Origin of the sequence: Cetobacterium somerae, assembly GCF_022430525.1 — a bacterium.
In the GTDB taxonomy this organism is placed as follows: domain Bacteria; phylum Fusobacteriota; class Fusobacteriia; order Fusobacteriales; family Fusobacteriaceae; genus Cetobacterium_A.
In genome coordinates this window covers 605,368-619,118 of the sequence record NZ_CP092519.1, presented here as the reverse complement: position 1 = coordinate 619,118, position 13,751 = coordinate 605,368, and the positions used below count along the sequence as shown (strand labels likewise).

At 33.9% G+C, this 13,751-nt stretch carries 6 protein-coding genes, 2 rRNA genes and 1 riboswitch; all 8 genes read right to left on the bottom strand.

The window, feature by feature from the left end; all coding sequences use genetic code 11:
- Positions 1–12: 12 nt before the first annotated feature.
- A 23S ribosomal RNA gene (locus MKD34_RS02690) occupies positions 13–2,929 on the bottom strand.
- 176 nt (positions 2,930–3,105) lie between these two features.
- Positions 3,106–4,618, bottom strand: a 16S ribosomal RNA gene (locus MKD34_RS02685).
- Together the 16S and 23S rRNA genes form the textbook arrangement of a ribosomal RNA operon.
- Positions 4,619–4,858: 240 nt before the next feature.
- Positions 4,859–5,608, bottom strand: a complete 750-nt coding sequence (locus MKD34_RS02680; protein WP_240219617.1) for a fimbria/pilus periplasmic chaperone — start codon at positions 5,606–5,608, stop codon at positions 4,859–4,861.
- Positions 5,609–5,615: 7 nt separating this feature from the next.
- Entirely contained in the window at positions 5,616–6,524 is a 909-nt protein-coding gene (locus MKD34_RS02675; RefSeq protein ID WP_240219616.1) for a toxin-antitoxin system YwqK family antitoxin, read from the bottom strand.
- 15 nt (positions 6,525–6,539) lie between these two features.
- Entirely contained in the window at positions 6,540–9,155 is a 2,616-nt protein-coding gene (locus tag MKD34_RS02670; RefSeq protein ID WP_240219615.1) for a hypothetical protein, read from the bottom strand.
- Positions 9,155–9,994: a DUF4402 domain-containing protein gene (locus tag MKD34_RS02665; RefSeq protein ID WP_240219614.1), complete on the bottom strand. Its 840-nt coding sequence runs from the start codon at positions 9,992–9,994 to the stop codon at positions 9,155–9,157. The genes MKD34_RS02670 and MKD34_RS02665 overlap by 1 nt, the downstream gene beginning before the upstream one ends.
- Positions 9,995–10,010: 16 nt before the next feature.
- Entirely contained in the window at positions 10,011–11,477 is a 1,467-nt protein-coding gene (locus MKD34_RS02660; RefSeq protein ID WP_240219613.1) for an ABC transporter substrate-binding protein, read from the bottom strand.
- 17 nt (positions 11,478–11,494) lie between these two features.
- The gene (locus MKD34_RS02655) at positions 11,495–13,603 is read right to left on the bottom strand and encodes an HD domain-containing phosphohydrolase (protein ID WP_240219612.1); all 2,109 of its coding nucleotides are present in this window, start codon (positions 13,601–13,603) and stop codon (positions 11,495–11,497) included.
- 54 nt (positions 13,604–13,657) lie between these two features.
- Positions 13,658–13,733, bottom strand: a riboswitch (cyclic di-GMP riboswitch).
- Between the last annotated feature and the right edge of the window lie 18 nt (positions 13,734–13,751).

The following is a 13,751-nucleotide window of genomic DNA, read 5'->3' as shown; positions in this document are numbered from 1 at the left end:
TAGTAGTATATTAAGGTTAAAACTTCGATATATTAGTATTGGTCAGCTAAAAGTCTCACAACTCTTACACCCCCAACCTATCAACCTCCTAGTCTCGAAGGTATCTTAAAGAGTACTTATCTTGAAGTCAGTTTCCCGCTTAGATGCTTTCAGCGGTTATCTGTTCCAAACGTGACTACCCAGCTGTGCCACTGGCGTGACAACTGGTACATCAGAGGTTTGTCCATCCCGGTCCTCTCGTACTAAGGACAGATCTTCTCAATACTCTAACGCCTACAGTGGATAGGGACCGAACTGTCTCACGACGTTCTGAACCCAGCTCACGTACCGCTTTAATGGGCGAACAGCCCAACCCTTGGGACCTTCTCCAGCCCCAGGATGCGATGAGCCGACATCGAGGTGCCAAACTCTACCGTCGATATGGACTCTCGGGTAGAATCAGCCTGTTATCCCCAGGGTAGCTTTTATCCGTTGAGCGACGACCCTTCCATTCGGAATCGCCGGATCACTATGTCCTGCTTTCGCACCTGCTCGACCCGTCAGTCTCGCAGTTAAGCTCTCTTATGCCATTGCACTCTGCGGTTGATTTCCATCCAACCTGAGAGAACCTTTGAACGCCTCCGTTACTCTTTCGGAGGCGACCGCCCCAGTCAAACTGCCCACCTAGCACTGTCTTCGAGGGTACAAACCTCAAATTAGAATTCCGACATAGTATGGTTGGTATTCCACCAGTGACTCCGCGTAATCTAGCGACCACGCATCATAGTCTCCCAACTATCCTATACATACGATGCCAAAACCCAATACCAAGCTACAGTAAAGCTCCATGGGGTCTTTCCGTCCTACTGCAGGTAACCGGTATCTTCACCGGTAATACAATTTCACCAGGCCTCCCGTCAAGACAGCTCTCAGATCGTTACACCATTCGTGCAGGTCGGAACTTACCCGACAAGGAATTTCGCTACCTTAGGACCGTTATAGTTACGGCCGCCGTTCACCGGGGCTTCAATTCGGAGCTCTCACTCCTCCTCTTAACCTTCCGGCACTGGGCAGGTGTCAGCCCATATACGTCGCCTTACAGCTTAGCATAGACCTGTGTTTTTGTTAAACAGTCGCCTGAGACTCTTCACTGCGGCCTCTCATAGCTTTGCGTCGCGTGTACGCTCACCATAAAAGGCACCCCTTCTCCCGAAGTTACGGGGCTATTTTGCAGAGTTCCTTAACGAGAGTTAGCCTGTCCGCCTTAGATTTCTCATCCTGACCACCTGTGTCGGTTTGGGGTACGGGCACTAATATCTTTAAAACGCTTAGAAGCTTTTCTCGGCAGTGTGGTATTTGCACCTTCCATCTTACGACTCCTCATCACACCTCACGTTTAGTCTAGCGGATTTTCCTACTAGACCACGCTACATGCTTGAACTGGCACTTCCGTTCGCCAGCGTGCATAACCTCCTGCGTCCCTCCATCACTTGATATCAGTGGCACAGAAATATTAATCTGTTTTCCATTCGCCTACGCAATCTAGCCTCGGCTTAGGACCCGGCTTACCCAGGGGAGACAAACTTTACCCTGGAACCCTTGGTCTTCCGGCGTGGGGGATTCTCGCCCCCATTCTCGCTACTTATTCCTGCATTCTCACTTCTGATACCTCCAGAGTTTCTTGTCGATTCTCCTTCAACGGCCTACAGAACGCTCTCCTACCAGTCGCTTACGCAACTCCACAGCTTCGGTTTATAACTTAGCCCCGTTACATTGTCGGCGCAGAGACTCTCGACCAGTGAGCTATTACGCACTCTTTAAAGGTATGGCTGCTTCTAAGCCAACCTCCTGGTTGTTTGTGAATCTCCACCTCCTTTCCCACTTAGTTATAATTAGGGACCTTAGCTGGTGGTCTGGGTTGTTTCCCTTTTGACCATGGAAGTTAATTCCCATAGTCTCACTCCTGAGCTCTAGAATTATGGTATTCGGAGTTTGATTGACTTCGGTAAGCAGTATGCCCCCTAGGTCATTCAGTGCTCTACCCCCATAATTGAACACTCAAGGCTGCACCTAAATGCATTTCGGAGAGAACGAGCTATCTCCTGGTTCGATTGGCTTTTCACCCCTAAACCTACCTCATCTCCCAACTTTTCAACGGCGGTGAGTTCGGGCCTCCACTGTGTCTTACCACAGCTTCACCCTGGACAGGCTTAGATCACCAGGTTTCGCGTCTACGCCCAGCGACTATGTCGCCCTATTCAGACTCGGTTTCCCTTCGGCTCCGTTAAACTTAACCTTGCCACTGAACGTAACTCGCAGGATCATTCTCCAAAAGGCACGCCATCACCCCAAAGGGCTCTGACCGCTTGTAAGCACACGATTTCAGGTTCTATTTCACTCCCCTCCCGGGGTTCTTTTCACCTTTCCCTCACGGTACTATGCGCTATCGGTAAGTAAGAGTATTTAGCCTTACGAGATATGGTCCTCGCAGATTCACACAGAATTCCTCGTGTTCCGTGCTACTTGGGAGAGATCATACATTTGATACGGTTTACCTGTACGAGGCTTTCACTCTCTACGGCAGGCCTTTCCAGACCTTTCCAGTTCGGCGTATCATAATGTCGAATACCTTGCAGTTCTTCAGACGATCTTCCCGCTACCCCGTAGATGCAACGGCTGCATCCTTGGCACATCTACGGTTTGGGCTCACCCCCGTTCGCTCGCCGCTACTTAGGGGATCGTTTTTACTTTCTTTTCCTCGCGTTACTTAGATGTTTCAGTTCACGCGGTTCCCTCTTTCGTGCTAAGACTCCATCTTAGCAGATTTCTCCATTCGGAAATCTTGGCATCACAGTTCGATTGCAACTCCACCAAGCTTATCGCAGCTTACCACGTCCTTCATCGGCTCTTACTTCCTAGGCATCCTTCGTGTGCCCTTAATATTTTAACCTTGTAATATAATTCATATTATTTAGACAGACTAACTACTCAATTTAAGATTGACTTAAAAATGAATTGTTAGTTAATTTAGAATATTTTCTCAATATCTACTATATAGTTTCCAATGTCCAAGTTTGATAGTAAAGAACACTATCAATCGAATAGAGAAAAAGTTAGTCTCCTTAGAAAGGAGGTGATCCATCCGCACGTTCCCGTACGGATACCTTGTTACGACTTCACCCCAATCGCTAATCACACCTTAGGAACATCCCTCCTTACGGTTAGGCCTGCTACTTCAGGTGCAACCAACTCTCGTGGTGTGACGGGCGGTGTGTACAAGACCCGAGAACGTATTCACCGCAACATGCTGATTTGCGATTACTAGCGATTCCAACTTCATGTACTCGAGTTGCAGAGTACAATCCGAACTAAGAACAGCTTTAAGAGATTAGCTCACCCTCGCGGGTTGGCAACTCTCTGTACTGCCCATTGTAGCACGTGTGTAGCCCAGCGTATAAGGGGCATGATGACTTGACGTCATCCCCACCTTCCTCCTGCTCATCGCAGGCAGTATCGCATGAGTGCTCAACTTAATGGTAGCAACATACAATAGGGGTTGCGCTCGTTGCGGGACTTAACCCAACATCTCACGACACGAGCTGACGACAGCCATGCACCACCTGTCACTAAGTTCCGGCAAGCCGGCACGAATCCATCTCTGGAAACTTCTTAGGATGTCAAACGCTGGTAAGGTTTCTCGCGTTGCGTCGAATTAAACCACATGCTCCACCGCTTGTGCGGGTCCCCGTCAATTCCTTTGAGTTTCACACTTGCGTGCGTACTCCCCAGGCGGATCACTTATCGCGTTAGCTTGGGCGCTGAGGTTCGACCCCCAACACCTAGTGATCATCGTTTACGGCGTGGACTACCAGGGTATCTAATCCTGTTTGCTCCCCACGCTTTCGCGCTTTAGCGTCAGTATCTGTCCAGTGAGCTGACTTCTCCATCGGCATTCCTACAAATATCTACGAATTTCACCTCTACACTTGTAGTTCCGCCCACCTCTCCAGTACTCTAGAAAAACAGTTTCCAACGCAATACGGAGTTGAGCCCCGCATTTTAACATCAGACTTATTTTTCCGCCTAGACGCGCTTTACGCCCAATAAATCCGGATAACGCTTGCGACATACGTATTACCGCGGCTGCTGGCACGTATTTAGCCGTCGCTTCTTCTGTTGGTACCGTCACTTTCTTCTTCCCAACTGAAAGCACTTTACAATCCGAAGACCTTCATCGTGCACACAGAATTGCTGGATCAGGCTTGTGGCCCATTGTCCAATATTCCCCACTGCTGCCTCCCGTAGGAGTAAGGGCCGTGTCTCAGTCCCCTTGTGGCCGTTCACCCTCTCAGGCCGGCTATCCATCGTCGCCTTGGTGGGCCGTTACCCCACCAACTAGCTAATGGAACGCAAGGCTCTCTCTTGGCGCATATAGCTTTCATAAGTTTCCCATGCGAGAATCTCATAATATCCGGTATTAGCTGTCGTTTCCAACAGTTGTCCCAGACCAAGAGGCAAGTTCCTTACGCGTTACTCACCCGTCCGCCATCCTCATTACCCGAAGGTAAATTGAATCGACTTGCATGTGTTAAGCATTCTGTCAGCGTTCATCCTGAGCCAGGATCAAACTCTTCATTCAAATATATTTAAAGTCCTAAGACTTACGTTTACACCATTTATTGGTTTGCCATTTCTGGCATTTTGTTATTTTCATAACTTCTGACTATTTTCTCTATTCGGTTGTTAATGTCCTTTAGTTTTCCTTCGTCTGCGGTGTTTCCCGCTGACAAAAAATATAGTATCATAAAATAAAAAGTTCGTCAATAACTTTTTTAAAAAAAAATACACATTTTTTTCAAATGTGTATTTTTTTATTTAATTATAAAGTATCTGTTACTTTTTTATCAATAATTTTATCTTGTGAATCATATATAGTTACTCTAACTTTTTTCCCTTTCAATTTTTCAATTTTCATTGAGCTTTCTATTTTTGATTTTCCAGTTCTTTCTGTTCTTCCAAATTGTGAATCAATAGTGTCACTCACAATTCCTCCTGCTCCAAGAATTTCTATTTTTTGTTTTAATAATTCCGAACTATTTCCCTTAGAGTTTGAATCTGCTGTTATTTTTAAATTTGAATTTTTTGAATTATAAGAAATTTGTAAATTAGAAATATTTGTCTCTCTTTTTATCTCCCCGTAATATCCATATATACTAATTCCAACTTCTGTTATCATTTTTATTTGAGCGTCTACTTTACCTTCATTTTTATTCAACGACTCTTTCAAAGGAATTTCTTTAAATACAACATAACTTTTATATTCTCCAGCTTCCATTCCTGCTTCAGGTTTTACTCTAAATCTTACCACTTGTTTGCTACCTGGTTTGATAGCAATCATTTTAGGATATAACTTTATATGATTATTTAAACTATATTTTTCATATCCAGGAGCACTTTCTAAAAAACTTTCTAATCTCATTGGACTTGTTGTGTTATTTATTAAAGTTATTTCATTAGTATTTATCTTATCTAATCCTATTTCAAACCTTGTTGGAGCTACACTAAAATTAAAAGAATAGCTTGTCAACATTACTAAAAAAAACATAATTCCTAATATAATTTTTTTCATTTTTTACTCACTCCATTTCACTTAATATTTTATCATATTTTTCATATTTTAAATTTCTATTAAATTTCTTAAATCTATCTACAATAGAATCTTTTAACTCTTTCTTTTTTTTCAATACGTTTCCATTACTATCAACTTCATCTCCTTGTATAAATCTAGTCTTTTGAGCTACTAACCCTGCTTTATCATAAATTATAATTTCACCATCTTTTAAACCATTTTTATAATTTACAACAGTTTTTATATCTCCTGTTTTATAAAAAAACTTCCAAAGCCCCTCTCTCTTATTATTTTTATAAGCGCCCTCTAACATCTGTGCACCATCTGCTCCAAATATTTTTATTCCACCATCTATTTTTCCATAGTTAAAATTTGTTAATGTTTCTAATATTTCACCTTTATAGAAAAATACAGCTTCACCTTCTAAAAGTCCATTATAGTATTCTACTTTTGTCATTAATTCACCAATTGGTGAATATTTTACAACTTTACCATGTAAAATCCCATCCTCTAAATTTTCATAACCTTCCATATTTTTATTTTCATAAAAATATGTCCATTGACCGTTCGGTTTATCATAATTATATTTCAGAATTCCCTTAGTATCTCCATTCAAGTACTTTAATGTCCAAACTCCATGTTTAATACCATTTATATATTTTCCTTCATATATAAATCTTTCATTTTTATCTTGAACAAATCCTTGAAAAAATCCATTTTTTATTCCATTTTCATATTGTTCTTTTATCCCTTCACCAATTAACTCTCCTGTAAAAGGAGAGGTTTCATTTACCAAATAAACTATCTGGTTTCTTAATGACTTTTTATTTATATTCTCTTTCCTTAAATTGGAAAAGGTCAGATTATACAGTACAATATAAGTGATTAAAAAATTTATAACCCATCTTTTCTTCAACCTCTCTCTCTCCTTTTAAAAATTATTTAAAATATCATCTAAATCATATTCAGTATCACTTTCATCATTTTGATCTTCATTAGATACAGCTTCATTTTCTTCACTAACAGTTTTATTTACAATAACATCATAACCTTCGAAATATTCCCCTTCATCTTCATGAATAAGTTTAATATCTACATCTAGGTAATCTTTTACAAATTTTATATCATCACTACCTAAATAATTAAACTTCATTTTATATTTTCCAGGTAGTACATTTTCAAAGAAAAACATTCCATCAAACTCTGGATCTATCTCTTTATACAGTTCACCATTTTTTTCTAAGGCTATATTAGTCATACTTAGTATTCTTATTAATTCTTGTGATGAAATGCCTTCTCCTGGAATGATATTTCCTGTTACCATTGATACTGCTTGAACCCCTATATTATATCTTGTTCCTATCGATGCTCTTGTTTGAACTTTTTTCTTATCTATAACTTGAGTTAACATTGGATCAATACTTTTTCTATCTACCTCTACTTTATAATTCTCAAGAGGAAGTAATCCAGGTACAATATACTCTCCATTCAAATCAGAAACTACTTTTTTACCATCAACAACTACTGTTACATCTGACAATACAGTTTCTTCAACATCATACTTCCCATTATCATTAGAATCTATATAAACTTTCCCATAAATCCATGAGTTATCAACTTGTCTATCTCCTACGTCTCTTTTTAAATTAGATATATCAAATGTTTTTTCTATGGTTACCCCTGTATTTAATTCTCCATTTTCTTTTCTAGATACAGGAAGTTCCACATAAATATTTTTATCTAAATACATAGTAAAATCTATTGAAAACCTGCTTTTTTCTTCTTCATTATACAAAAGTTCTGTTCCTAAAACATATTCCATTCCTGTAGAAAAAAACTCTCTTCTTCTTCCTAATATCTTTAAAGAATAGTCTGTTTTCAAATCTTCATTTTTTTCTATATTAGCCTGTAAAATCATTGTGAATCCAGACACTCCACCATAGCTCACTCCAGGATTTATAGAATAACTTTTTTTGCTCATTTCTTTTTGGGTCATTTCAGCATCTAAAAATAATGAAAAGTTTCTAATACTTCTGTTTTCTAAACTTATATAATATCCTTTTTCTCTAGTTTTTTCATTAGTTTTTAGTTCTTCTTGATATCCTAATCCTATTCTTGTTGTAATAAAGTCTCTAGAAATTCCAAAAGAGTTATATTCTATTGTATTGTTCTCTTCACTTACATAAGGAGAATATTTAAAATGCTTTATGTTTAAACTATAGTCTTTTATTTTTTGATTTATTCTAATTTCGTAACTATTTTCTTGATTTTCTGTTTCATAAAAATTTTGAAGATTAATTACCATTGGATAACTATTGGATAACCCAATTTTATATATAACCTCATTTTTTAATATACTGTATTTTCTATTTTTTTCAGATTCTAACTCTAGTACTCCTATACCTAAAGTCAAATTCTTAGTAACTCCATAATTTATTTCATTTACACTTTGACTTCTTCCATTATTTTTTTCTTGTCCTAATTGTATATTATAATCCCACTCATTTTCACCAAGTAAATTTGAATCTCCAACTGTGTATACTTTTCTCGTTTCTATTTGGCCATTTTTATAATAAATTTTTAATGAATAGTCTCCCCCATAATTTCGATCTCTCACTTCAAATATAAAGTTCTTTTCTATAGGTCTTTGATAATCTAACAATACTCCACTTTGATATAATTCAATTACATCTGCTCCTTGAGCTTCACCTTTTATCGTTGTTATATTTCCAATAGTAGAGCTGTAAGTATTTTTCTCACCAAAACTAAATCCTTCAACCATTCCATTTATATTTAAAAAATCTGGTGTTTTTATATAAAAATCTCCTAAAATCACATCATTTTTTTTATAAACATCATTATAAGTTAAATTATAATTTTTCATAGAACTTTCTGGCTCTAAATTATAGTTCAAGTATAAATCTCCATATAAAAATTGAGTTCCATACTCTAAGTTAAGTTGATTTTCTTTACTTTCCAAATCTAATTTTGAATAATTTACTTTTATCAACCCTGGAGCTAATATCCTTTTCTCTGGTCTTATTATATTAAACTCTTCGTCCTCTTTTTTTTCATTTAGCCTAAGTCTCTCAACCTTACCTTTCTCTCTTATTTCAAAAGGCAATATAAACTCTGGATTTAAAGTTAACTTCAAGTCCTGACTTGACCAATTAGATTCTTTAAATTTAAAATCATTTTCTAATACTTTTAACTCTACATAAATATCATCATCAATTACAAAGTTTTTTCCTGATTTTATCTCAACTTTATATTTTTCATTATCTACTTGGAACTGTACAGTTTTTCTTTTTAAATTAACATCAACTGAGTAAATCTCTAAAAAATAAAATAGTCCTTTTATAGGTATATATATTTGATCATTTTCAAAGTCATATCTAGCCATAAAAAAATCATCTTTTAATGACTTACTTTTTATTTCAATGTATGCTTCATCTAGACCTACATCTTCTTGTGCAAATAAATTAGCTGAAGAAAACTGAAAAAAAATAGCTACTAATACTACATAAGCTATTTTTATTATTTTCATTAGTTATACCTTACCTTTATTTTTAAATCTCCGCTATACTTACCTGGTACTGCTTTTTTAGTATCTCTAACCTGCCCAAAGAAAGTTACTTTTTTTTCACCTCTTTCAGATAACCTTGTAGAATACTCTTCATTTCCTGTAAAATATAAGTCCGGACTTGATATCTCAACCTTTATACTACCTTTTCCCATTTTATTAAACATTTCAACTTCTCTTGGGTAGTTAATTACTACATTCCTATTCGGCTCTCCCTCTATGTTTAAATATCCATGATTTCCATGTGATGAAGATAGCATCTGCCCTTGTACTCCTACTCCTAAGTCCATTGGAGTTGTTGAAATTTTTAACGTCTTTACTATATCTAACTCCATTCTTACCTCTATCATAATTCTATCATAGCTAGAGCTATTTTTCCTTTTTCCTTTTAAGATTAATATAATCGGGTACGATGTATATTTTCCACTTAATCTCGAGCTATTTCTCACTCCTACAACAGTTCTTATTCTTAAATTACAATTACCATTAAACCCTAAAATAACTTTATTATTCGTATCTATAGTTGCATCCAATGGCTCTATCCACATTTGCTTTATCTTTATTCGCGGTTCTAACATATGATTTTTCTTGAAAAAATCATTTCCAAAACTTTCAAATTCATAAATTAATTTGTCATAACCACCTAATCCTGTTATCTTAAAATTATTCGTTAAATAATCTACATTTTGATATCCCTCTCCTACAACTTCTCTTTTTTCAATTAATCGTGATGTATCTGATTTTATATCTCCAAAAGTTACTAAACGAAAGAATAATAAAAAAAACAACAAAACTTTTTTCAAAATATATCATCTCCCATTATTTCAGCAATATATTTGATTTCCCATTTTCTACAGCAATTTTTTCTCTATGTATCAATGGAATATACGGTATATTTTTAGATATCAAAAAAACAATTTTATCATATATTTTATCTCTATTTCCCTTTTCTTCTTCATCTTTTAAAATCTCTAAAAATGGTAAAGATGCATTATACATATCTTGATCACCTATATCATGCACCATTACTTTTCCTAAATTATAAACCAAATGCTTTTCATCAAAAAGAACACTATATATAGCTATTTCATAATCTTGATTTTCTAACTTCATTAAGTAAGCCTCTTGTTGGTACGGCACTACTTCTACTAAAATCCCTTTTAATTCTAACTGTTTTTTTAAACTATTAGCAATTCTTATAGAAATATCGTCATTTAAAACAGTTATCTCTATTTTTTTGTTTTTTATACTACTTTTATTTAAATCATCAATTGAAAAACTACTTTTTCTTACAACAGATAACTTTGACTCAAACAAACTTTCTGGAAAGAATGTACTTACAGATTTTTCTTTAAAAATATTTTTCAAAATCTCATCCTTATCTATAGCACTTTCTATAATCCCTCTATTTTTTTTATCTGTAAAAATTTTATTTTTATTTCCAAATATTATTGCAACTGTATCCAACTCTTTTGTCTTTTTTAATATTGCACTCTTATCAATAAGTCCTTCTTTTTGAAGTTCTTCTATTTGTTTTGGACTCAAATCTAAAACAACATCAACATCTTCATTAAAATATAAAAGTGCTCTTTTTCTATCACTAATCTCTGCTAAAATCTCTATTTTAAAAGGACCTAGATTTTTCTTAAAATATTTATCATTCTTAGATAAAATAACCTCTTTACTTGTTATTTTATCTAATTTATATGGCCCAGTTCCATAAATAATTCCATCTTTATACTTAGTTATCGAACACATGTAATAAGTCAACATTGATAAAAAAAGATTATTTTTTCCTTTTAACTTTATCTCTATTGTATTTACATCTATAATTTTTATGTTTTGAATATCATTAAAAAAGTCTTTAAAAACACCACTTTTTAACATCCTCTCAAAAGATTCTTTTACATCTTTTGCTGACATTTTATCCCCATTTTGAAAATAAACATCTTCTCTTAACTTAAGTTCTAAAACTCTGTCATCTTTCCATTCCCATTTTTCAACTAAATTTGGAACAACTTCACCTTTTTCATTATAATTAAATAATGTATCATAAAGATAATTTACAACTCTCATCGAATACTGATCCTTCATTAAAATAGGATCTACAGTTGCTATTTTAACTGCTTGCACTATTTTTATTTCATCATTATTACTATTAACTGTATTATCTTTATTTAAATCACTATACTCATTAAATGGTATCTCTTCTAAATAAGTTTCTACTTCTCCAAAAGTTAAGGTTATTGTCAGAGTAAATAAAATTAAGCATAAATATCTTTTCAAATTTTCACCTCTTAATATTATTTATTATTTTTTATTGCAGAATAGAATTCTGTTGCTAAATCTAATGCCTCTTTATTCTCTTCATAAATTTTTTCAAATTCTTTATTATTTGCTACAAAAATATCAACTAGTTCTGGGTCAAAACTCTTTCCTTTCTCATTTTCAATCATTGTTAAGGCTTCTAAATGAGACAGTGCACCTCTATGGAATTTCTTTTGTCTCAATGCATCATACACATCAACAACAGCTACAATTCTTGCTTCTAGCGGAATATTCTCTCCTTTTAATCCTAAAGGATAACCACTTCCATCCCACTTTTCATGGTGATATCTAACTATATTTTCAGCTACTTTTCCTAGTTTTAATTTTTTTACTAAATCATAGCCTATATTTACATGTTCTTTCACTTTATTAAATTCATCTTCAGTTAATTTAGATGGTTTTTTCAAAATTTCTGATGGAATTGCAACTTTTCCTATATCGTGCAAAGAAGAAAATCTTTTAATATTCTCTCTTGATTCTGTAGGAACATTTGCCTTTTCAGATAAAAGGGTTGAATACATTCCTAGTCTTTTCACATGATCTCCTGTATCTTCATCATTTAGTTGATTTGCCATCTCTAAAACTTCAATTAATGAAAAACTTAATTCTTCCGCTTTTTTTCTATTTTTTTCAGATTTAACTATTAATATTATTAAAATAAATATAAATATTACTACTGGTATTGATATTTTTAAAATCAATTTATAATTTTGAGCAACTATAGAATTTTTTAACAAATTATTATCTATAACTGTTTTATCAACAGTAAAACTTTCTAATATTGTTTCTATTAAATTTGATAACTCTTTTTGTTCTTTCGAAATTCCAAAACCTACTCCAAAAGAATCATTTAATATTCCAGCTACTTTAATTTTATCATCTAAAAAATTATTACTTATTACTCCTGTCAATATATTAAAATAACCTACCAAATATTCACCATCTTGATTTAATAACTTTTCTAATCCCTCTTCATAACTTTCAACTTCTATTATCTGACTATTTTTTAGTATATTTTTTAAATAAGTATAGCTATAATCTCCTTTTAATACTAATATTTTAGCTTTATCTAAATCTGAAATATTTTGTATAAACCCATCAGCTTTTCTATTTGCCACTGATAATTTCATTTCATAGTATGGCTTTGTATAATTAATTTTACTTTTACCTTCACTATTTTCAATGGCTATTCCTTCCATATCATATTCTCCATTTTTTATAAAAACAAATGGCACCCCTATTATTTGCTCTAACTCTTTAGTTATATTAACTGTTAATCCTTGATAAATACCCTTTTGCTCATAGTAAAAAGGTAACATAAATTTATCTTTTCCTAATTTTACTTTTATAGTTTTATAGCTTTCCTTTACTTTTTCGTAACTTGGTGTATCTTTTAGTAAATACTTATAAAATTCTATTCTGTTTTTTGATAATAATTTTTGAAAACTATCTCCTTCTACATTGTCCATAGTTTCCTCTATCTCTTTATGAAGATTTTTCAAATTTTTCCTAATTGCTATTTGTTCATTGTACCTAATATTCTCTAACAGTTTATAATTTGTTTCTCCTGAATTTTTATCATACCAATCTTGTGCTATAAAAGCATCAACTTCTCCCTCTGAGAGTTTTTCTAATCCTTCATCTAAGTTTTTCACTTCGATTTTTTCTAACTTTAAGTTATTATATCTTTCTTTAAACTCTTTTAATCCATGTTGATTTGGAATATATGCTACTTTTAAATTTTTTATATTTCCTAAGTTAGAAAGTGTAGAGTTTTTATTAACAACAACTCCTACTCTATATATCATTGGAGTATCAAAGTAATCATATACTCTTTTTCCATCAAGAGTTTCAATCGTTCTTAGTACAACATCACTATCTTCACCATCTAAATTTATACTTATATTTTTATTTTTTAATACATCTGCAAAAATATCTATATAAACTCCTTGATATTCCCCTTTCTCTAAATCTTTATACAAATACATATCTGTTGTATTCGATGGTATTGTTATATTAATGTTATCTTTTGAAAAAATATTACAACTTACTAACATCAAATATAATAATATTATTTTTTTCATTTTTTCCTCCATAAATATTTTTTTGCAAAAAAAAACTGCAATAATCACAAAGACTATTGCAGCTGGCTGCCATTTTAAAGACCCTATAGCTTTGCGTCATAGGGTTTCCCCTACTTTGCCTTATAAATAAAGATTTCTCTTTAATTAT